The 20925-nt window shown below is 61.1% G+C and carries 18 protein-coding genes and 2 tRNA genes; 15 read left to right on the top strand and 5 right to left on the bottom strand.

Going from position 1 to position 20925, the window contains the following annotated elements; genetic code table 11:
* Positions 1-80: 80 nt before the first annotated feature.
* Positions 81-167 (bottom strand) — tRNA-Leu (locus FW789_RS15910).
* An 80-nt stretch (positions 168-247) separates the two neighbouring features.
* Positions 248-334, bottom strand: a tRNA-Leu gene (locus FW789_RS15915).
* 269 nt (positions 335-603) lie between these two features.
* Between FW789_RS15915 and rnr the strand changes: the two genes are divergently transcribed.
* From rnr to FW789_RS15955, 8 genes are all read left to right on the top strand, one after another.
* Complete coding sequence (rnr, locus tag FW789_RS15920) at positions 604-3258, top strand: ribonuclease R (RefSeq protein WP_103435857.1); 2655 nt, start codon at positions 604-606, stop codon at positions 3256-3258.
* The gene (gene rlmB, locus FW789_RS15925) at positions 3255-4001 is read left to right on the top strand and encodes a 23S rRNA (guanosine(2251)-2'-O)-methyltransferase RlmB (RefSeq protein ID WP_101315960.1); all 747 of its coding nucleotides are present in this window, start codon (positions 3255-3257) and stop codon (positions 3999-4001) included. Before rnr ends, rlmB begins: the two co-directional genes overlap by 4 nt.
* A 256-nt stretch (positions 4002-4257) precedes the next feature.
* Positions 4258-4680: a 30S ribosomal protein S6 gene (gene rpsF / locus FW789_RS15930; RefSeq protein WP_101315962.1), complete on the top strand. Its 423-nt coding sequence runs from the start codon at positions 4258-4260 to the stop codon at positions 4678-4680.
* A gap of 28 nt (positions 4681-4708) precedes the next feature.
* Positions 4709-4939, top strand: coding sequence for a 30S ribosomal protein S18 (rpsR, locus tag FW789_RS15935; protein ID WP_101315965.1), 231 nt, complete (start codon positions 4709-4711; stop codon positions 4937-4939).
* A gap of 33 nt (positions 4940-4972) precedes the next feature.
* Positions 4973-5863 carry a hypothetical protein gene (locus FW789_RS15940; protein ID WP_103435858.1) on the top strand — a complete coding sequence of 297 codons (891 nt, stop codon included), beginning with the start codon at positions 4973-4975 and terminating at the stop codon, positions 5861-5863.
* Positions 5864-5883: 20 nt separating this feature from the next.
* The gene (rplI, locus tag FW789_RS15945; protein WP_103435859.1) at positions 5884-6330 is read left to right on the top strand and encodes a 50S ribosomal protein L9; all 447 of its coding nucleotides are present in this window, start codon (positions 5884-5886) and stop codon (positions 6328-6330) included.
* 111 nt (positions 6331-6441) lie between these two features.
* Positions 6442-7839 (top strand): replicative DNA helicase, encoded by a 1398-nt coding sequence (dnaB, locus tag FW789_RS15950; RefSeq protein WP_101315971.1) that lies wholly within the window; start codon positions 6442-6444, stop codon positions 7837-7839.
* A gap of 128 nt (positions 7840-7967) precedes the next feature.
* Positions 7968-10262: a YgiQ family radical SAM protein gene (locus FW789_RS15955; protein ID WP_103435860.1), complete on the top strand. Its 2295-nt coding sequence runs from the start codon at positions 7968-7970 to the stop codon at positions 10260-10262.
* Positions 10263-10305: 43 nt separating this feature from the next.
* Here the strand turns inward: FW789_RS15955 and FW789_RS15960 are convergent, their stop codons facing one another.
* Positions 10306-10893 carry an LOG family protein gene (locus tag FW789_RS15960; RefSeq protein WP_446431732.1) on the bottom strand — a complete coding sequence of 196 codons (588 nt, stop codon included), beginning with the start codon at positions 10891-10893 and terminating at the stop codon, positions 10306-10308.
* 346 nt (positions 10894-11239) lie between these two features.
* Between FW789_RS15960 and azu the strand changes: the two genes are divergently transcribed.
* Positions 11240-11689: an azurin gene (azu, locus tag FW789_RS15965; RefSeq protein ID WP_103435862.1), complete on the top strand. Its 450-nt coding sequence runs from the start codon at positions 11240-11242 to the stop codon at positions 11687-11689.
* A gap of 66 nt (positions 11690-11755) precedes the next feature.
* Here azu and nadE read toward each other — a convergent pair whose 3' ends face one another.
* Positions 11756-12583: an ammonia-dependent NAD(+) synthetase gene (gene nadE, locus FW789_RS15970; protein WP_103435863.1), complete on the bottom strand. Its 828-nt coding sequence runs from the start codon at positions 12581-12583 to the stop codon at positions 11756-11758.
* 3 nt (positions 12584-12586) lie between these two features.
* Positions 12587-13792 (bottom strand): nicotinate phosphoribosyltransferase, encoded by a 1206-nt coding sequence (pncB, locus tag FW789_RS15975; RefSeq protein WP_186700640.1) that lies wholly within the window; start codon positions 13790-13792, stop codon positions 12587-12589.
* Between the two features lie 663 nt (positions 13793-14455).
* Here pncB and FW789_RS15980 point away from each other — a divergent pair.
* From FW789_RS15980 to FW789_RS16005, 6 genes are all read left to right on the top strand, one after another.
* Positions 14456-15592, top strand: a complete 1137-nt coding sequence (locus FW789_RS15980; RefSeq protein WP_101315983.1) for a branched-chain amino acid ABC transporter substrate-binding protein — start codon at positions 14456-14458, stop codon at positions 15590-15592.
* Positions 15593-15746: 154 nt separating this feature from the next.
* Positions 15747-16661, top strand: coding sequence for an ABC transporter permease subunit (locus FW789_RS15985; protein WP_101315985.1), 915 nt, complete (start codon positions 15747-15749; stop codon positions 16659-16661).
* A gap of 2 nt (positions 16662-16663) precedes the next feature.
* Positions 16664-17953, top strand: a complete 1290-nt coding sequence (livM, locus tag FW789_RS15990; RefSeq protein ID WP_186700638.1) for a high-affinity branched-chain amino acid ABC transporter permease LivM — start codon at positions 16664-16666, stop codon at positions 17951-17953.
* Positions 17950-18825, top strand: a complete 876-nt coding sequence (locus tag FW789_RS15995; RefSeq protein ID WP_446431733.1) for an ABC transporter ATP-binding protein — start codon at positions 17950-17952, stop codon at positions 18823-18825. Before livM ends, FW789_RS15995 begins: the two co-directional genes overlap by 4 nt.
* Positions 18822-19538 carry an ABC transporter ATP-binding protein gene (locus tag FW789_RS16000; RefSeq protein ID WP_103435867.1) on the top strand — a complete coding sequence of 239 codons (717 nt, stop codon included), beginning with the start codon at positions 18822-18824 and terminating at the stop codon, positions 19536-19538. The genes FW789_RS15995 and FW789_RS16000 overlap by 4 nt, the downstream gene beginning before the upstream one ends.
* Before the next feature lie 586 nt (positions 19539-20124).
* A complete protein-coding gene (locus FW789_RS16005; protein WP_103435868.1) occupies positions 20125-20892 on the top strand; it encodes an SDR family oxidoreductase in 768 nt (255 codons plus the stop codon).
* The last annotated feature ends 33 nt before the right edge of the window (positions 20893-20925 follow it).

Raw genomic sequence — 20925 nt, forward strand, 5'->3', positions numbered from 1 at the left:
CCGCGGAGCAGGGGGAGTGGCGGGGCATACCAAATCGCAGGCAAGAAAAAACCCACTAGCAAGCTAGTGGGTTTTTAATTTGGTGCCCAGGAGAAGACTCGAACTTCCACGACCTTGCGGTCACTGATACCTGAAACCAGCGCGTCTACCAATTCCGCCACCTGGGCAAAGCTTTACATCTACAGCGTACTGCGATGAATCTCTTGCTGAATCACAGACAGACCTGCTATCTATGCTTCGAAATATTTGGTGCCCAGGAGAAGACTCGAACTTCCACGACCTTGCGGTCACTGATACCTGAAACCAGCGCGTCTACCAATTCCGCCACCTGGGCACACTGTCAAGATTAAAGGATGCTTTACAACATCGCTTATCTCAACTACAACGGCGGTGTCCGTCGTTGTGGTGCGCACTATACGGACGCCATTGGGGGCTGTAAAGCCCTCGTATCAAAAAAAAAGTAAAAAACTCAACACGTTGATTCTGTTGAGCTTCCCTCGCCAACAAGACTGTCAGACGGGGGCTGTCCAACGACGACATTTCCGGTTTCAATAGGCCTATGCCAAACTTCTACTCTATATATACCAAGGTGAACCCCTCCTGATGGCCGATTGGCAATCCCTCGATCCAGAGGCCGCTCGCGAAGCGGATAAATACGACAACCCTATTCCCAGCCGTGAGCTGATCCTGCAGCGCCTTGCCGATCGTGGCGAGCCAGCCGCGCGCGAGGAGCTGGCCGCAGAGTTCGGCCTGCTCGAAGAAGACCAGATCGAAGCCCTGCGCCGCCGCCTGCGCGCCATGGAACGTGACGGTCAGCTGATCTATACCCGGCGTGGCACATATGCCCCGGTAGACAAACTGGACCTGATCTGCGGCCGCGTGTCTGGCCACCGTGATGGTTTCGGCTTCCTCATCCCGGATGATGGCAGCGCTGACCTGTTCCTCAGCCCGTCGCAGATGCGTCTGGCGTTCGACGGTGACCGTGCCCTGGCACGGGTTTCCGGTACTGACCGACGTGGTCGCCGCGAAGGTGTGCTGGTCGAGATCATCTCCCGCGCCCATGAGAGCGTGGTTGGCCGTTACTTCGAAGAAGGCGGCATCGGCTACGTAACCCCGGACAACCCGAAGATCCAGCAGGAAGTGCTGGTCACTGCCGGGCGTAACGGTGGCGCCAAGATCGGCCAGTTCGTCGAAATCAAGATCACCCACTGGCCAACGCCGCGGTTCCAGCCGCAGGGTGATGTGGTCGAGGTGATCGGCAACTACATGGCGCCGGGCATGGAAATCGACGTTGCCCTGCGCAGCTACGACATCCCGCACGTGTGGCCGCAGGAAGTGGTCAAGGAAGCGCGCAAGTTCCGCTCCGAAGTCGAAGAAAAGGACAAGGAACGCCGCATCGACCTGCGTCACCTGCCGTTCGTCACTATTGACGGCGAAGACGCCCGTGACTTCGACGACGCCGTCTATTGTGAGCCGCAAGGCAAGCTGCGGCTGTTCTCCGGCGGCTGGCGCCTGTACGTGGCGATTGCCGACGTGTCCAGCTACGTGCGCCTGGGCTCGGCCCTGGATATCGAAGCGCAGCAGCGCGGCAACTCGGTGTATTTCCCTGAGCGGGTGATCCCGATGCTGCCCGAGGAGCTGTCCAACGGCCTGTGCTCGTTGAATCCGCACGTCGATCGCCTGGCCATGGTCTGTGAAATGACCATCAACAAGTCCGGGCAGATGGTCGATTACCAGTTCTGCGAGGCGGTGATCCACTCCCATGCACGGCTGACCTACAACAAGGTCAGCAGCATGCTCGAGCACTCGCGCACCCGTGAAGGCAAGGCCCTGCGCGATGAGTACAGCGAGGTCGTGCCGCACCTGAAGAACCTGCACGCCCTGTACAAGGTCCTGCTGGCGGCGCGCCATACCCGTGGCGCGATCGACTTCGAGACCCAGGAAACCCGGATCATCTTCGGTGATAACCGCAAGATCGAAGAAATTCGCCCGACTGTGCGTAACGAAGCGCACAAGCTGATCGAAGAGTGCATGCTCGCGGCCAACGTTGCGACCGCTGCGTTCATGCAGAAGCACGAAGTGCCGTCGTTGTACCGTGTGCACGACGGCCCGCCACCGGAGCGTCTGGAAAAACTGCGCGCCTTCCTCGGTGAGCTGGGCTTGTCGCTGCACAAGGGCAAGGAACCTTCGCCGAAGGACTACCAGGCCCTGCTGGCGAGCATCTCCGGGCGTCCGGACTTCCACCTGATCCAGACGGTGATGCTGCGCTCGTTGAGCCAGGCGGTGTACAGCACCGACAACAATGGCCACTTTGGTCTGAACTACGAGGCGTACACCCACTTCACCTCGCCGATCCGCCGTTACCCGGATCTGCTGGTGCACCGCGCCATTCGCAGCGTGATCCGCTCCAAGATCGACACCCCGCACGTCAAGCGTGCCGGTGCCGTGGCCATCCCCAAAGCGCGCATCTACCCATATGACGTTGCCACCCTGGAGCAGATGGGCGAGCAGTGCTCGATGACTGAGCGGCGCGCCGACGAGGCCACCCGCGACGTGGTCAACTGGCTCAAGTGCGAGTACATGAAAGACCGTGTGGGCGAAATCTTCCCGGGCGTGATCACCGCGGTGACCGGTTTTGGTCTGTTCATCGAGCTGACCGACATCTACGTCGAAGGCCTGGTCCACGTCAGCGCGCTGCCGGGCGACTATTACCACTATGACGCCGTGCATCATCGCCTGTCGGGCGAACGCACCGGCCGCAGCTTCCGCCTGGGCGACACGGTTGAAGTCAAGGTCATGCGGGTCGACCTCGACGAGCGCAAGATCGACTTTGAAATGTCCGAAACCACCGTCAATGCGCCGGTTGGCCGCAAGCAGCGAGGCGCCGCCGACACGGCTCCGGCGGGCAAGTCCGCGCCGGCAGGCAAAGGTGCAGGCACCGGCAAGCGTGACGTGAAGCAGGACAGCAAGCGCGAGGCCACGTCGCAAGCCAAGCCAGAAGCCAAGGCCGAGCCAGCACCGCGTCGGCGCAAGAACGAAAGTTCGGATGCCTACTTCCCGAGCGATGCCGTGCAGCGCAACGCCGAAGTACGCAAGAGCCGTGAAGTGAAAAAGGCGCTGATGGGCGAAGCCCGCAATGCGCCGACGGCAAGCAAGTCCGGCAAGAGTTCGAGCAAGTCCGCCAGCGACAAGCCAAGCAAACACCGTAAAGGGCCGCCCAAGTCCGGCGCGCCACGCAAGAGCAAGAACAAGTCATGAGTCAGTTGGAAAAAATCTACGGCGTGCACGCTGTGCAGGCGCTGCTGCAGCACCACCCCAAGCGGGTCAAGCAGATCTGGTTGTCGGAAGGGCGCAGTGAGCCGCGTCTGCAAACCCTGCTGGCTCTGGCCGCAGAAAACCGCGTAGCGGTCGGCCAGGCCGAGCGTCGCGAGATGGACGCCTGGGTTGAAGGCGTGCATCAGGGCGTGGTGGCTGAAGTCAGCCCGGCGCAGGTGTGGGGCGAATTGATGCTCGAGGAGTTGCTCGAGCGCACCGAAACCCCGCCGCTGATTCTCGTGCTCGATGGTGTTACCGACCCGCACAACCTCGGCGCGTGCCTGCGCACCGCCGATGCTGCCGGTGCCACTGCGGTGGTGGTGCCCAAGGACAAGTCGGCGACCCTGACCCCGGCTGTGCGCAAGGTTGCTTGCGGCGCTGCCGAGGTGATACCGCTGGTCGCCGTGACCAACCTGGCGCGTACCCTGGAGAAGCTCCAGCAGCGCGGCCTGTGGGTGGTCGGCACTGCCGGCGAAGCCGACAAGGAGATCTACCAACAGGACCTGACCGGTCCGCTGGTGGTGGTCATGGGTGCTGAAGGCAAGGGCATGCGTCGTCTGACCCGTGACCATTGCGACTTCCTCGTGAAGCTGCCGATGGCTGGCAGCGTCAGCAGCCTGAACGTGTCGGTGGCTACCGGTGTGTGCCTGTTCGAAGCCGTACGTCAGCGCCAACTGAAGCGCTGAGCTGTTGCCTGAGCCGGCCTCTTCGCGGGTTTACCCGCGAAGAGGCCGGCTCAGTTGGCATCTATTATGGATATGTTTCTACCTGTTCAAATAATCGCCAATCACCTTGCTTGTGCGTCCCGCCTTCTCTACAATTGCGCCCCTTGCCCAGCAGGCAGGCACGCATGTGCCTTCTGCACAAGGCAAGTCATACAGTGTCATTCACTCCTTGTCTGACCAGATTCCCTGGCAGGCTTCTAACCCGTAAGGAGCATTCATGCGTCATTACGAAATCATCTTTCTGGTCCACCCGGATCAGAGCGAGCAAGTCGGCGGCATGGTTGAGCGTTACACCAAGCTGATCGAAGAAGATGGTGGCAAAATCCACCGTCTGGAAGATTGGGGTCGTCGTCAACTGGCCTACGCAATCAACAATGTTCACAAGGCTCACTACGTGATGCTGAACGTTGAGTGCACTGGCAAGGCCCTGGCCGAGCTGGAAGACAACTTCCGTTACAACGATGCCGTGATCCGTAACCTGGTCATCCGTCGCGACGAAGCCGTTACTGGCCCGTCCGAGATGCTCAAGGCCGAAGAGAACCGCAGCGAGCGCCGTGAGCGTCGTGAACGTCCTGAAGCTGATGGCGCCGATGGCGACGACAGCAATGACAGCGACGCCAGCGATAGCGCTGACGAGTAATCCACGGACCTTTTGAGGAGCCTATTACATGGCACGTTTCTTCCGTCGTCGTAAATTCTGCCGCTTCACTGCTGAAGACGTGAAAGAGATCGACTTCAAAGATCTCAACACCCTGAAAGCTTACGTATCCGAAACCGGCAAGATCGTTCCAAGCCGTATCACCGGTACCAAAGCTCGTTATCAGCGTCAGCTGGCTACCGCTATCAAGCGCGCCCGCTTCCTGGCCCTGCTTGCCTACACCGACAGCCACGGCCGCTGAGGCCTGGCTTTCGACAAGTAGCAAGGGATAAGCATGCGGGCGTTAGCTGATTTCATCATGCGCGGTCGCGTGCAGGCCGCTGTAGTAGTGGCCGGTTGTGCGGCATTGCCGCTGTTGTTCTGGTTGTGTGCCGCCGCTGGGAGCCTGGTGTTCCTGCGGCGCGGCTTCAAGGACGCTTCCTCGGTCATCGTCTGGGGCATTTTGCCGGCGTTGGTCTGGTGGGTCTTCGGCGAGCCGCGCACCTTGATGGTGTTGCTGGGTACGCTGGGGCTGGCTGCGCTGTTGCGCGCCGGGCACTCCTGGAACCGGGTGCTGTTGACCAGCATTGCACTGGGCCTGTTGTATGGCCTGATTCTCAGTTCGGTGTTCCGTGAACCGATTGAAGCTCTGGCGCGAGCGCTTGAAAAAGCCCTGCCGCAGATGCTCGACGGTCTCTACCAGCAGTTATCGGTAGAGGAGCAGGCACGCCTTGGGAGTCTTGTCGTACCGGTGCTCAACGGCCTGATTGCGGCGTTGCTGCAGGTTGTCAGTGTGTTGTCCCTGATGTTGGGGCGCTACTGGCAGGCCTCGTTGTACAACCCGGGAGGTTTCGGCCGCGAGTTTCAAGCGGTACGGATTCCCTTGGTGCCAACGCTGGTATTGCTGGGGTGCATGGTGTTGGGTCCGAACCTCGGTTCTGCCCTGGCGCTGCTCACGCCGCTTTGCAGCGTACCGCTCATGTTTGCCGGGCTTGCCCTGCTGCACGGGTTGGTGGCACAGAAACGTCTGGGCAGATTCTGGCTGGTCGGGTTGTACGTGACGCTGGTGCTGTTCATGCAGCTGACTTATCCGCTGCTCGTGGTCCTGGCCATTGTCGATAGCCTGGTTGATTTTCGCGGTCGCAAGTCGCCTCAGGGTGACGATTCCGCGAACGGTGAAGGTTAAAAGTTAAGAGGTTTTACCAAATGGAACTGATCCTGCTGGAAAAAGTCGCTAACCTGGGCAACCTGGGCGACAAAGTTAAAGTTAAAGCCGGTTACGGCCGTAACTTCCTGCTGCCGTTCGGCAAGGCCACTGTTGCCAATGCCGCCAACGTCGCTGCGTTCGAAGAACGTCGCGCCGAGCTGGAAAAAGCTGCAGCCGACAAGAAAACTTCGGCTGAAAGCCGTGCTGCCCAACTGGCCGAGCTGGAAGTGACTATCACTGCCACCGCTGGCGACGAAGGCAAGCTGTTCGGTTCGATCGGCACCCACGACATCGCTGATGCCCTGACCGCCTCCGGCGTTGAAGTGGCTAAAGCTGAAGTTCGTCTGCCGAACGGCACCATCCGTAACGTTGGCGAATACGACGTAGCCGTGCACCTGCACAGCGACGTTGAAGCCACCGTTCGCGTGGTTGTCGTTGCAGCCTAAGCTGTAGCACTCGGCTGGCTCCCTGTGGGCTAGCCGGTTAACATTGGGCGCGGCTCTGCTTTGCAGGCCGTGCCCTTTGTTTTTCTCATCACCCAGAATTCTATTGTGGCCATGAACGAGATCACCCATCCAGAACAGCTCGACCTGCAAACCGCTGCGCTGAAAGTGCCGCCGCATTCCATCGAGGCCGAACAGGCCGTGCTCGGTGGTCTGATGCTGGACAACGAAGCCTGGGAGCGGGTGCTGGATCAGGTTTCGGATGGCGACTTCTATCGGCATGACCACCGCCTGATCTTCCGTGCCATCCACAAGCTGGTTGACCTCAACCAGCCGTTCGACGTGGTCACCCTGCACGAACAGCTAGACCGCGAAGGCCAGTCGAGCCAGGTCGGCGGCCTGGCGTATCTGGCCGAGCTGGCCAAGAACACCCCGTCGGTTGCCAACATCAAGGCCTATGCGGCGATCATCCGTGAGCGCGCCACGCTGCGCCAGCTGATCAGCATCAGCACCGATATCGCCGACAACGCCTTCAACCCGCAAGGGCGCAACGCCGCCGAGATTCTTGACGATGCCGAGCGGCAGATCTTCCAGATCGCCGAGGCGCGGCCCAAGACCGGCGGCCCGGTCGGGGTCAACGACCTGCTGGCCAAGGCCATCGACCGCATCGACACGCTGTTCAACTCCGACAGCGACATCACCGGTATCTCCACCGGCTATACCGACCTGGACGGCAAGACCAGCGGTTTGCAGGCGGCCGACCTGATCATCGTTGCAGGCCGACCGTCGATGGGGAAAACCACCTTCGCCATGAACCTGGTGGAAAACGCCGTGCTGCGCAGCGACAAGGCAGTGCTGGTGTTCTCCCTCGAGATGCCAGGCGAATCGCTGATCATGCGGATGCTCTCGTCACTGGGTCGCATCGACCAGACCAAGGTGCGTTCCGGTCAGCTTGATGATGACGACTGGCCGCGGTTGACCTCGGCGGTCAACTTGCTCAACGACCGCAAGCTGTTCATCGACGATACCGCCGGCATCAGCCCTTCGGAGATGCGCGCGCGGACCCGCCGCCTGGCCCGCGAACACGGCGAGATCGGCATGATCATGGTCGACTACCTGCAGCTGATGCAGATCCCGGGCTCCAGTGGTGACAACCGTACCAACGAGATTTCGGAGATTTCCCGCTCGTTGAAAGCCCTGGCCAAGGAATTCAACTGCCCGGTCATTGCCCTGTCGCAGTTGAACCGCTCGCTGGAACAGCGCCCGAACAAGCGCCCGGTCAACTCCGACTTGCGTGAATCGGGTGCAATCGAGCAGGACGCCGACGTGATCATGTTTGTCTACCGGGATGAGGTCTATCACCCCGAGACCGAGCACAAGGGCGTCGCCGAGATCATCATCGGCAAGCAGCGGAACGGCCCGATCGGTTTTGTCCGCCTGGCGTTCATCGGCAAGTACACCCGCTTCGAGAACCTCGCCCCGGGTGCGTACAACTTCGACGACGACGAGTAACAGCCGGCGGTGCTGCTGCGCCGCCCGAGCCCTCATCATGAATCCGACCATTACCGTCGGATTTGATCAAAATTTGTGCTATATTCCGCGCCCGCGATTTCCCTGCACACCAAGAACCGGTCACTGACATGCACGCAGCCAAACCACTTTACGACTATCCCAAGTACTGGGCCGAATGCTTCGGGCCAGCGCCTTTCCTGCCGATGAGCAGGGAGGAGATGGATCAGCTCGGCTGGGATTCCTGCGACATCATCATCGTGACCGGTGATGCCTACGTCGACCATCCGTCGTTTGGCATGGCCATCATCGGCCGCCTGCTCGAAGCCCAGGGCTTCCGGGTCGGCATCATTGCCCAGCCGAACTGGCAGTCCAAAGACGACTTCATGAAACTTGGCGAGCCGAACCTGTTCTTCGGCGTCGCGGCTGGCAACATGGACTCGATGATCAACCGCTACACCGCTGACAAGAAGATGCGCTCCGACGATGCCTACACCCCTGGTGGCCTGGCCGGCAAGCGCCCTGACCGTGCCAGCCTGGTGTACAGCCAGCGCTGCAAGGAAGCCTACAAGAATGTGCCGATCGTGCTCGGCGGCATCGAGGCTTCGCTGCGCCGCATCGCCCACTACGATTACTGGCAGGACAAGGTCCGCCATTCGATCCTGATCGACGCCTGCGCCGACATCCTCCTGTTCGGCAACGCCGAGCGTGCGGTAGTTGAAGTCGCGCAGCGCCTGTCCAACGGCGAAACCATCGAGCAGATCACTGACGTGCGCGGCACCGCCTTCGTGCGCCGCGACACCCCGGCTGGCTGGTTCGAAATCGACTCGACGCGCATCGACCGGCCGGGCAAGGTCGACAAGATCATCAATCCGTACGTGAATACTCAAGACACCCAGGCCTGCGCCATCGAGCAAGCCAAGGGCGAGGTCGAAGATCCGAACGAAGCCAAGGTGGTGCAGATCCTCGACAGCCCGGGCATGACCCGCGACAAGACCGTGCTGCGTCTGCCCTCGTTCGAGAAGGTACGCAATGACCCGGTGCTGTACGCCCATGCCAACCGCGTTCTGCACCTTGAAACCAACCCGGGCAACGCCCGTGCGCTGGTGCAGAAGCACGGCGACGTGGATGTCTGGTTCAACCAGCCGCCGATTCCGATGACCACCGAAGAAATGGACTACGTGTTCGGCATGCCGTATGCCCGTGTGCCGCACCCGGCCTACGGCAAGGAGCGCATCCCGGCCTACGAGATGATTCGCTTCTCGGTGAACATCATGCGTGGCTGCTTTGGCGGCTGCACCTTCTGCTCGATCACCGAGCATGAAGGCCGCATCATCCAGAACCGTTCGCACGAGTCGATCCTCAACGAGATCGAGGAGATGCGCGACAAGGTGCCGGGCTTCACCGGCGTGGTCTCCGACCTTGGCGGGCCGACCGCCAACATGTACCGCATCGCCTGCAAAAGCACCGAGATCGAGAAGCACTGCCGCAAGCCGTCGTGCGTGTTCCCGGGCATCTGCGAGAACCTCAATACCGACCACACTTCGCTGATCGAACTGTACCGCAAGGCCCGTGCCTTGCCGGGGGTGAAGAAGATCCTGATCGCTTCGGGCCTGCGCTACGACCTCGCGGTCGAGTCGCCGGAGTACGTCAAGGAACTGGTCACCCACCACGTCGGCGGTTACTTGAAGATTGCCCCGGAGCATACCGAGCGTGGCCCGCTGGACAAGATGATGAAGCCGGGTATCGGCAGCTACGACCGCTTCAAGCGCATGTTCGAGAAGTATTCGAAAGAAGCGGGCAAAGAGCAGTACCTGATCCCGTACTTCATCGCCGCGCACCCGGGCACAACCGACGAGGACATGATGAACCTCGCCCTGTGGCTCAAGGGCAACGGCTTCCGTGCCGACCAGGTGCAAGCGTTCTACCCGTCGCCAATGGCCTCGGCCACGGCGATGTACCACTCGGGCAAGAACCCGCTGCGCAAGGTCACCTACAAGAGCGAAGGCGTCGAGATCGTCAAGAGCGACGAGCAGCGTCGGCTGCACAAGGCATTCTTGCGCTACCACGACCCGAAAGGCTGGCCGATGCTGCGTGAAGCACTGGAGCGCATGGGCCGCGCCGACCTGATCGGCCCGGGCAAGCACCAGTTGATCCCGCTGCATCAGCCGCAGACCGACGGCTACCAGAGTGCACGGCGCAAGAACTCCACGCCGAGCGGCAGCCACAAGGTCGGCAAAGAGCAGAAGATCCTGACTCAGCACAACGGCTTGCCGCCACGCGCCAGCGATGGAAGCAAGCCCTGGGACAAGCGCGAGAAGGCCAAGGCCGAGGCATTTGCGCGTAACCAGCAGGCCGCCAAAGAGCGTAAGGAAGCGGCCAAAGGCGGCGTCAAGAAGCCGCGTCAGCCAGCCGTTCCGCGCTGACTTGGTGAATGGGGCCGCAAAGCGGCCCCAATAAGCACCAAGGTCAATCAGGCGCTTTGTCGACCCACTTCGGCACCACCGGCGCGACGAACTGCTCCATGCCATCCAGCAGTGCATCGGCCTGCTGCTCGAGCAACAGCATCGCCCGATGCTGTGGGCGGACAAAACCCTCTTCGACGATATGGTCGAGGAAGTCGCCCAGCTTTGTATAAAAGCCGTTCACATCGAGCAGCCCCAGCGGCTTGGCGTGATAGCCCAATTGCCCCCAGGTCCACACTTCGAACAACTCTTCCAGCGTACCCAGGCCACCCGGCAGGGCGATGAAGGCATCGCTGAGCTCGGCCATGCGCGCCTTGCGCGCGTGCATGCCGTCGACCACTTCCAGGCGGCTCAGGGCCTTGTGGCCAACCTCGGCGTCCAGCAGGCTCTGCGGGATGATCCCGACCACCTCACCGCCGGCCGCCATCGCCGCGTCGGCAACCACGCCCATCAGGCCGACCGCGCCGCCGCCGTAGACCAGGCGTAGGCCACGCCGGGCAATCGCTTCGCCGAGGGCAACGGCCGCTGCGCGGTAGGCGGGGTTGGCGCCGATACTGGCGCCGCAGAACACACAAACTGAACGTACAGGCATTGCTTCTCTCCCTTTACAGACGTCCAAGGGTAAAGCGCATGCCTGTCGCTTCCAAGATCAGATTTACTCGGGACGGGAAAACTCGCAGGCCGCGCCAGTGGCGCCATGGGCGTAAGCGGCGAGCAGGCTATTCATCAGGCTACCAAGGGACATGTCGTTTGCTCCTAAATGAGAGGTTGTCCCATCGTCGGTTATGCAGGCATGATGTGCACTTAGATTGGTTGTATACAATCCATAGAACAAATTTACTGGCTGCCGGCCGAACACTGCCTTGATGCATATCAGGCACGCTCGTTCCGCTTTCAGGCAGACTCGCAATTGATAAACCCTGCCAAGGAGATTCACGATGTTTGCGAAAGCTGTAGCGGTATCCCTGCTGACCCTCGCCAGCGCTTCTGTGTTTGCAGCCGAGTGCGCGGTGACCATTGATTCGACTGACCAGATGTCCTACAACAGCAAAGAATTCACCGTCGACAAGAGCTGCAAAGAATTCACCGTGACCCTGACTCACTCCGGCAACCTGCCGAAGAACGTCATGGGCCATAACCTGGTGGTCAGCAAGACTGCCGACATGCAGGCCATTGCCACCGAAGGCATGACCCAAGGCATCGACAAGGGTTACCTGAAGGAAGACAACGCCAATATCATCGCTCACACCGCGATGATCGGTGCGCCAGAGAAAGAAACCAAGGTCACCTTCGACACTTCCAAGCTGGAAGCTGGCGGCGACTACAGCTTCTTCTGCACCTTCCCAGGCCACATCTCGATGATGAAAGGCAAGGTCGTGGTCAAGTAAGCCACGCCACAAAAAAAGCCCGGCCGCGATCAACGTCGCGGTCGGGCTTTTTTTTATCGCCGCCGATTACGGCGCGAACGGCAGCTCGCGCTTGTGCTGAGTCTTGCGGTAGGTGCTGACGATGATATCGAAGGCATGCTGGTCGACAGGCTCACCGTGCAGGAAGGCATCGATCTGCTGATAAGTGATGCCGTGCGCTGCTTCATCTGGCTTGCCTGGCTCAAGGTCTTCGAGGTCCGCAGTCGGTACTTTCTCGACCAGTGACTCAGGCGCACCAAAGGCACGAGCAATGGCACGTACCTGGTTCTTCACCAGGCCGCTGAGCGGCGCCAGATCACAGGCGCCGTCACCGAATTTGGTGAAGAAGCCCATCACCGCTTCGGCCGCATGGTCGGTGCCGATCACCAGGCCGCCACGGGCGCCGGCGACGCTGTACTGGGCCACCATGCGCATGCGCGCCTTGATGTTGCCGACCACGAAATCGACCATGGCCGGTGCGCCGTCCTGCAGCACATCGACCTTGCTCTTGAGCCCAAGCACGGCGGGAGCGATGTCGATGGTGTGCACTTCATCGGCCTTGATCACATCCAGGCAGGCCTGTGCGTCGTGTTCGTCGTGCTGCACGTTGTACGGCAGACGCACGGCGATGAAGCGATAGCCGTCGTCGCCGCTGCTGGCGCGCAGTTCGTTGACGGCGCGCTGGGCGAGCAGGGCGGCGGTCAGCGAGTCGACCCCGCCACTGATGCCTAGCACCAGGGTCTTGAGCCGGGCGTTGGCCAGGCAGTCCTTGATGAAAGCCACACGCCGGGCAACTTCGGCCTCGAGCGCGGCGGCATCGGCGAACGGCGGCTGCACCTTGAGCTGCTGCGCGATCTCTTGCTGAACGGCTTGCATGGATTACTCCTTGTGGGCAACTTTGAATACGTGACGCAGGTAGGCGACGAAGTTTTCATCGCGGCACTGCGTCTTGGCGGCCTCGTCGGAAATCTTCGCTACCGGCGAGCCATTGCAGTCGGTCATTTTAAGCACGATGCTCATTGGCGCTACCCCCGGCAGGTCGCAGGTGAGGTTGGTGCCGATGCCGAAGCTGACATTGATGCGACCACGCAGGGCACGGAATATCTGCAACGAACGCGGCAGGTCGAGACCGTCGGAGAACACCAGGGTCTTGGTCATCGGATCGATGCCCAGTTGCTGGTAATGAGCGATGGCCTTTTCCGCCCAGGCCACCGGCTCGCCGGAGTCGTGGCGCAGGCCGTCGAACAGCTTGGCAAAGTACAGATCGAAATCATTGAGGAAGGCATCCATGGTGATGCAATCGGTCAAGGCGATGCCGAGCAGGCCGCGGTACTCGCGGACCCAGCAGTCGAGCGCGGCGATCTGGCTGTCGATCAGGCGCGGGCCGAGTTGCTGATGGGCCATCAGCCATTCATGGGCCATGGTGCCCAATGGTCTGATATCCAGTTTCCATGCCAGATCGACATTGCTGGTGCCGACGAAGCGCCCGGGGAAGTCATCGCGCAGGACCCGCACGACCTCTTCCTGGACCCGGCTGGAGAAGCGCCGCCGGGTACCGAAGTCGGCTACCTGCAGTTCGGCCAGTTCGTCCTCGCTGGCGTTGGCCCTGAGCCAGTCGAACTTGCGGTAGAGCTGATCGCGGGCAGCCGCCAGCGGCATGTGCGGGTGCAGGTGACGGTTGCGCACCTCGCTGATCAACGCCAGCAGCGGCACCTCGAAGAGGATCACATGCAGCCACGGGCCTTTTAGACGCAAGCACAGCTGATCGTCTTCGATGCCCAGATGGACATAACGCAGGTTGAAGCGGAACAGGCGTAAAAAGCGCAGAAAGTCTGGCTTGAGAAAGCTGATGCGCTCAAGAAACTCCAGCTGGCCGTCGTCCAGGGTCAGCTCGCTGAGCCGCTCGATCTGGCGGCGAATCTCGCCCAGATAAGGGCGCAGGTCTTCGCCGTTGCGGCAGCGAAACTCCCACTCGACATCAGCATCGGGATAGTTGTGCAGCACCGCCTGCATCATCGTCAGCTTGTAAAAATCGGTGTCGAGCAGGTTGTGCACGATGCGCTCAGAGAATGCGCTCTCGCTCATTGAAAGCTCCAGGTCGGCGGCGCTCGCTGAAACGGCGCAAGCGCGCGGGAATGGCGATCATTGTGCCAGCCTTTGCGCTTCACAGGGCACTCACAGTTGACCGCATTACCTTTACCTCGCGCGAGGCCTCTGTGGGATCACCTTGTGTCGCGAAAGGCGCGCGCAGCGGGCCCCGCGATTTTGCGGTGCAGTACAAATGCTGGGGCCGCTACGCGACCCTTTCGCGACACAAGGCCGCTTCCTACACCTGACCGTGTCGCGACTGGTGCGGGCAACCTTCGCGCAGCCCTGTACCGGGGCTGTAACTGCCAAAACCCGGACGTTTTCGCGCGCAGCGACTAGCCTTGAAACAGTGCCCCCGTAGCAGTCACGCACCAGCGGTGTGCACTTCGGTGACGTCGACAGTTACCGGCAGGTTGCACGTTGACACTGGTGCTGGTTGCAATGATGGCACTGCTCGGTTGCGCCTATATTGGAGGAATGGTGGCGCCCGCCTCGGTGTAGACGGTTGCACGCTCAATGAACGATGCCCGGCGCCGGCCTCCAGACGGCCAGCCAGGCGTGTTTGCTCGAAATGCAAAGTCAGTGGCACGGCGCTTGCTCTGATCAGCAAGCAGAACGTTGTAGTGCCAACCAAAAAAAAGACTCTAGGAGCACCACCTCATGTCGCAGACGTTTTACAAGAAAGGCTTCCTGGCTCTGGCCGTGGCAACGGCACTGGGTGTTTCTTCGTATGTTCAGGCCGACATCAAGATCGGCGTCGCGGGGCCAATGACCGGGGCCAACGCAGCGTTTGGCGAGCAGTACATGAAAGGTGCGCAGGCTGCGGCCGACGCGATCAACAAGGCCGGTGGGGTCAACGGCGAGCAGATCAAACTGGTAGCCGGCGATGACGCCTGCGAACCGAAACAGGCCGTAGCGGTAGCCAACAAGCTGGTCGACCAGGAGAAAGTGGTTGGCGTGGTCGGGCACTTCTGCTCGTCCAACACCATCCCAGCCTCCGAGGTGTACGACGAGGCCGGCATCATCGCGATCACCCCAGGCTCGACCAACCCGCAGGTCACCGAGCGGGGCCTGTCGGCCATGTTCCGCATGTGCGGGCGTGACGACCAGCAAGGCATCGTTGCCGGCGACTACATCGTTGATGTGCTCAAGGGCAAGAAGGTCGTGGTGCTGCACGACAAGGACACCTATGGCCAAGGCCTGGCCGATGCGACCAAGGCGCAGCTGGAAAAACGCGGCGTCAAACCGGTGCTGTATGAAGGCCTGACCCGCGGCGAGAAAGACTTCAGCGCGGTGGTCACCAAGATCCGTGGCGCCGGCGCCGATGTCGTCTACTTCGGCGGCCTGCACCCGGAAGCCGGTCCGCTGGTACGGCAGCTGCGTGAAGCCGGCCTGAAAGACGTCAAGTTCATGTCCGATGACGGTATCGTCACCGACGAACTGGTCACCACCGCAGGCGGCGCGCAATACGTCGACGGCGTGTACATGACCTTCGGCGCCGACCCGCGTCTGCTGCCAGACAGCAAGGCGGTAGTGGATCAGTTCCGCAAGAACGGCACCGAGCCTGAAGGCTACACCCTGTATGCCTACGCCTCGGTACAGGCCCTGGCTGCTGCATTCAATGGCGCCAAGTCGAACAAGGGCGAAGACGCCGCCAAGTGGCTCAAGGCCAACCCCGTGCAGACCGTCATGGGCGAGAAGACCTGGGACGCCAAGGGTGACCTGAAGATCTCCGACTACGTGGTCTATCAGTGGGATAAAGACGGCAAGTACCACCAGCTGGAAAAACAAAAATAACAACGGCGCAAGGCCCGGGTTCAAGCCCGGGCTGACGCCCAGGCGGTATCTGTCTTTATCCGTAGATCTGCACCTGTGCTGCACCACGCGGGCCGCCTGACGGCAGCCCCGCTGTGGCCAGCGCAGGGGCGATCTCACTCAGCGAGATTGCGTTATGGATGGTATTTTCCTGCAGCAACTGGTCAACGGCCTGACCCTCGGGTCGGTCTACGGCCTGATCGCCATCGGCTACACAATGGTCTATGGCATCATCGGCATGATCAACTTCGCGCACGGCGAGGTGTATATGATTTCCGCCTACCTGGCGGCAATCAGCCTGGCATTGCTGGCTTATTTCGGTGTCGAATCCTTCCCGCTGCTGATGCTCGGCACGCTGCTGTTCACCGTGGTGGTGACCGGTGTGTACGGCTTCACCATCGAACGTATCGCGTACAAACCCCTGCGTAACTCCACCCGCCTGGCGCCGCTGATCAGCGCTATCGGTATCTCGTTGATCCTGCAGAACTATGCGCAGATCAGCCAGGGCGCTCGCCAGCAGGGCGTGCCGACCCTGCTCGAAGGCGCGCTGCGGGTCGAGGTTGGTAGCGGCTTCGTGCAACTGACCTACACCAAGATATTCATTCTGATTGCTGCCTTTGCCGGCATGGCCCTGCTCACCTACGTGATCAAGTACACCAAACTTGGGCGGATGTGCCGCGCCACCCAGCAAGACCGCAAGATGGCCTCGATTCTGGGCATCAACACCGACCGAGTGATCTCCTACGTATTCGTCATCGGTGCGGTCATGGCCGCCCTGGCTGGCGTGTTGATCACCATGAACTACGGCACCTTCGACTTCTATGCCGGCTTCATCATCGGCATCAAGGCGTTCACCGCCGCGGTGCTCGGCGGCATCGGTTCGCTGCCTGGAGCCATGTTGGGCGGGATCATCCTGGGCATCTCCGAATCACTCTTCGCCGGCCTGATCAACTCCGACTACAAGGACGTGTTCAGTTTCTCGCTGCTGGTGCTGATCCTTATCTTCCGGCCACAAGGCCTGTTGGGCCGCCCGCTCGTGGCTAAGGTGTGAACATGTCTGCTGCCAATTCTGCTTCTTCCGGTTTTGATATCAAGCGCAGCCTGATCGAGACCATCGTCGCCGGCCTGCTTGCCCTGATCGTGTTCGGCCCGGTGGTCGGAGTGGTGCTCGATGGCTATACCTTCAACGCCGAGCCCGCCCGCGTGGCCTGGCTGGTCGGCGCGGTGATGGTCGGGCGCTTCGTGCTCAGCCTGTTCTTCCAGAGCGGCACCGGCCAGCGCATGCTGCAGGGCTTCGACAGTGGTGGCTCGGGCGTGCATGTGCTGGCGCCGGACTACAAGTCGCGGCTGCGCTACATCATTCCGGCGCTGATCGTGATCGCCATCGTGTTCCCGATCTTCGCCAACAAGTACCTGCTGACGGTGGTGATTCTGGGCCTGATCTACGTGTTGCTGGGCCTTGGCCTGAACATCGTAGTCGGCCTGGCCGGCTTGCTCGACCTTGGCTACGTGGCGTTCTATGCCATCGGCGCCTACGGCCTGGCGCTTGGTTACCAGTACCTCGGCCTGGGCTTTTGGACGGTGTTGCCGCTGGCGGCCCTTGCAGCGGCACTGGCCGGCTGCATATTGGGCTTTCCGGTGTTGCGCATGCACGGCGACTACCTGGCGATCGTGACCCTGGGCTTTGGCGAGATCATCCGCCTGGTGCTGAACAACTGGCTGTCGTTCACCGGCGGGCCGAACGGCATGCCGGCGCCATCACCGACCTTCTTCGGCCTGGAGTTTGGCCGCCGGGCCAAGGACGGCGGGGTGCCGTTCCATGAGTTCTTTGGGCTGGACTACAACCCCAACGTGAAATTCCTGTTCATCTATATCGTGCTGTTCCTGGTCGTGCTGGCGGTGCTGTACATCAAACATCGGCTGACCCGGATGCCGGTTGGCCGCGCCTGGGAAGCGCTGCGCGAAGACGAGATTGCTTGCCGCTCGATGGGTCTGAACCACGTGCTGGTGAAACTCTCGGCATTCACCCTGGGCGCTTCTACTGCGGGCCTGGCGGGGGTGTTCTTTGCCACTTACCAAGGCTTCGTCAACCCGTCCTCGTTCACCTTCTTCGAGTCGGCGTTGATCCTCGCCATCGTGGTGCTGGGCGGCATGGGCTCGACCGTGGGCGTGGTGATTGCGGCCTTCGTGCTGACCGTGGCGCCTGAGCTGCTGCGCAGTTTCTCGGAATACCGCGTGCTGCTGTTCGGGGTACTGATGGTGCTGATGATGATCTGGCGACCGCGTGGGCTGATCCGCATCAGCCGCACCGGGGTAGTCCCGCGTAAAGGAGTGGCGCCATGAGCGACGAAGTCATTCTCTCGGTCGAACACCTGATGATGCAGTTTGGCGGCATCAAGGCATTGAGCGACGTCAGCCTGCAGGTCAGGCGCAACCAGATCTTTGCCTTGATCGGCCCCAACGGCGCCGGCAAGACCACCGTGTTCAACTGCCTGACCGGATTTTACAAGGCCAGCGGCGGGCGCATCCAGCTCAACCTGCGCGGTAACCAGACCGACGTGATCCATTTGCTGGGCGAGCGCTTCCAGCCCAGCGACTTCGTGTCGCCGGCGCGTTTTGCCAGCCGCGTGTATTACAAGATGTTCGGCGGCACCCACCTGGTCAATCGCGCCGGGCTGGCGCGGACCTTCCAGAACATTCGCCTGTTCAAGGAAATGTCCGTGGTGGAGAACCTGCTGGTGGCGCAGCACATGTGGGTCAACCGCAATCTGCTCGCCGGCGTGCTCAACACCAAGAGCTACCGCAAAGCCGAAAACGATGCGCTGGACCACGCTTTCTACTGGCTCGAAGTGGTTGATCTGGTCGACTGTGCCAACCGCCTGGCTGGCGAATTGTCGTACGGCCAGCAGCGCCGCCTGGAGATCGCCCGGGCCATGTGTACCCGGCCCAAGATCATCTGTCTGGACGAACCGGCCGCCGGCCTCAACCCGCAGGAAACCGAAGCACTGAGCCGGATGATCCGCGTGTTGCGCGACGAGCACGACATCACCGTCGTGCTGATCGAGCATGACATGGGCATGGTCATGAGCATCTCCGACCACATCGTCGTGCTCGATCACGGCACGGTGATCGCGCAAGGCGCGCCGCAGGAAATCCGCCACAACCCGACGGTGATCGCCGCCTACCTGGGTGCAGATGAAGAGGAACTGGTATGAGTGCACCCATTCTCGAGCTGAAGGAGCTGGACGTGTTCTACGGGCCGATCCAGGCCCTGAAAAAGGTCTCGATGCACATCAACGAGGGCGAGACGGTCAGCCTGATCGGCGCCAACGGTGCCGGCAAGTCGACGTTGCTGATGTCGATCTTTGGCCAGCCACGGGCAGCGTCCGGGCAAATCCTTTATCGCGGCACCGACATCACCCGCAAATCGCCGCACTTCATCGCTTCCAACGGCATTGCCCAATCGCCGGAAGGGCGCCGGGTGTTCCCGGACATGACCGTCGAGGAAAACCTGATGATGGGCACCATCCCCATCGGCGACAAGCACGCCAGCGAAGACATGCAGCGTATGTACGAGCTGTTTCCGCGGCTCAAGGAGCGCCGCAGCCAGCGGGCCATGACCATGTCTGGCGGCGAGCAGCAGATGCTGGCAATCGCCCGCGCGCTGATGAGCCGGCCCAAACTGCTGCTGCTTGATGAGCCATCGCTGGGCCTGGCGCCGATCGTGGTCAAGCAGATCTTTGCCACCCTGCGCGAGCTGGCCCAGAGCGGCATGACCATCTTTCTGGTGGAGCAGAACGCCAACCATGCCTTGAAGCTGTCGGACCGCGCCTATGTGATGGTCAACGGCGAGATCCGCATGACCGGCACCGGCCAGGAGCTGTTGGTCAACGAGGATGTGCGCAACGCCTATCTTGGCGGCCATTGATGGTCCGGGGCCGCCACGCGGCCCCTTCTTTCAGCAAATGTGGACAACTTGTCGCACACCGTTGATTTCGCTTCTTCGAATCCCTCGCCAAGCCCTTGTTTGCACAGTTAGAAACTTGTCCACGGATCGTGTGGAACTGCCTGTGGACAACATGGTGGCACTCTGTTGCAGGCCTTTATATTCAAGGCTTGCAGAGGTTTGATCATATTTTGATCAATGCCGTTTGAATCTCTGTAACGGGGCCCAGATTGGCTCTGCAGAGGAAAGGTTTCGCGCCTGATCAATCTGTGGATAACTCTGTGCAAAAGCCTTGGACAGACTGCTGCAAGTGGCAGCTAGCATGGCTTTGCTCGAAGGGTGCACGCCGCTCCTACAGAGACCGCGTCTAAGCTGGTTGCAAGTTGCCCCCAATCGGTGGGGAAAGCCCTGTGGATAACATGCGCATAGCCTGCACCGGACCTTCTGCGGCAAGGCTTTGCGCAACGTGTACGTTTTTTGACCAGTCGCTTAAACGGCTTGCTGGCGGGGCCGGCCACGGGCATGCTTCAAGGCTTGCCGACGACACCCCATTGCGAAGGAGAACAGCATGACGTCTACCGTATTCATCACGGGCGCCACTTCCGGTTTCGGCGAGGCCACCGCCCGCCTGTTTGCCGACGCAGGCTGGAAGCTGGTCCTGACCGGCCGCCGTAAAGAGCGCCTGGATGCGCTGTGCGCCGAGTTGTCGGCCAAGACCGACGTGCATGGCATCGTGGTCGACGTGCGCGACCGCGCAGCAATGGAGCAGGCCATCGCCAACCTGCCGCCTGCGTTCGACAAGTTGCGCGGGCTGGTCAACAACGCAGGCCTGGCACTGGGTGCAGACCCTGCGCAGAAGTGCGACCTGGACGACTGGGACACCATGGTCGACACCAACATCAAGGGCCTGATGTACACCACCCGCCTGCTCCTGCCGCGGCTGATCGCTCATGGTCGTGGCGCGTCGATCCTCAACGTGGGTTCGGTGGCGGGTAACTATCCATACCCTGGCAGCCACGTCTATGGCGGCACCAAGGCGTTTGTCGGTCAGTTCTCGCTGAGCTTGCGCTGCGACCTGCGGGGCACTGGCGTGCGGGTCAGCAACATCGAGCCCGGCCTGTGCGAAAGCGAGTTTTCGCTGGTGCGCTTCGGTGGCGATCAGTCCAAGTACGATGCAACCTACGCTGGCGCCGAAGCGATCCAGCCGCAGGACATCGCCGAGACCATCTTCTGGATTCTCAACCAGCCGGCGCACATCAACATCAACAGCCTTGAGTTGATGCCGGTGAGTCAGGATTGGGCTGGGTTCTCGATCGATCGCTCGCCCAAAGGCTGAGCGCAGTAGCGGGGCCGGCCTGCGGCCCCTTGG

This window comes from Pseudomonas sp. 1121_17 (assembly GCF_052850745.1).

Bases quoted from the DNA above. Each gene is read 5' to 3' on its own strand.
- rnr (WP_103435857.1), top strand. From the start codon at position 604: ATGGCCGATTGGCAATCCCTCGATCCAGAGGCCGCTCGCGAAGCGGAT.
- rlmB (WP_101315960.1), top strand. From the start codon at position 3,255: ATGAGTCAGTTGGAAAAAATCTACGGCGTGCACGCTGTGCAGGCGCTG.
- rpsF (WP_101315962.1), top strand. From the start codon at position 4,258: ATGCGTCATTACGAAATCATCTTTCTGGTCCACCCGGATCAGAGCGAG.
- rpsR (WP_101315965.1), top strand. From the start codon at position 4,709: ATGGCACGTTTCTTCCGTCGTCGTAAATTCTGCCGCTTCACTGCTGAA.
- FW789_RS15940 (WP_103435858.1), top strand. From the start codon at position 4,973: ATGCGGGCGTTAGCTGATTTCATCATGCGCGGTCGCGTGCAGGCCGCT.
- rplI (WP_103435859.1), top strand. From the start codon at position 5,884: ATGGAACTGATCCTGCTGGAAAAAGTCGCTAACCTGGGCAACCTGGGC.
- dnaB (WP_101315971.1), top strand. From the start codon at position 6,442: ATGAACGAGATCACCCATCCAGAACAGCTCGACCTGCAAACCGCTGCG.
- FW789_RS15955 (WP_103435860.1), top strand. From the start codon at position 7,968: ATGCACGCAGCCAAACCACTTTACGACTATCCCAAGTACTGGGCCGAA.
- FW789_RS15960 (WP_446431732.1), bottom strand. From the start codon at position 10,893: ATGCCTGTACGTTCAGTTTGTGTGTTCTGCGGCGCCAGTATCGGCGCC.
- azu (WP_103435862.1), top strand. From the start codon at position 11,240: ATGTTTGCGAAAGCTGTAGCGGTATCCCTGCTGACCCTCGCCAGCGCT.
- nadE (WP_103435863.1), bottom strand. From the start codon at position 12,583: ATGCAAGCCGTTCAGCAAGAGATCGCGCAGCAGCTCAAGGTGCAGCCG.
- pncB (WP_186700640.1), bottom strand. From the start codon at position 13,792: ATGAGCGAGAGCGCATTCTCTGAGCGCATCGTGCACAACCTGCTCGAC.
- FW789_RS15980 (WP_101315983.1), top strand. From the start codon at position 14,456: ATGTCGCAGACGTTTTACAAGAAAGGCTTCCTGGCTCTGGCCGTGGCA.
- FW789_RS15985 (WP_101315985.1), top strand. From the start codon at position 15,747: ATGGATGGTATTTTCCTGCAGCAACTGGTCAACGGCCTGACCCTCGGG.
- livM (WP_186700638.1), top strand. From the start codon at position 16,664: ATGTCTGCTGCCAATTCTGCTTCTTCCGGTTTTGATATCAAGCGCAGC.
- FW789_RS15995 (WP_446431733.1), top strand. From the start codon at position 17,950: ATGAGCGACGAAGTCATTCTCTCGGTCGAACACCTGATGATGCAGTTT.
- FW789_RS16000 (WP_103435867.1), top strand. From the start codon at position 18,822: ATGAGTGCACCCATTCTCGAGCTGAAGGAGCTGGACGTGTTCTACGGG.
- FW789_RS16005 (WP_103435868.1), top strand. From the start codon at position 20,125: ATGACGTCTACCGTATTCATCACGGGCGCCACTTCCGGTTTCGGCGAG.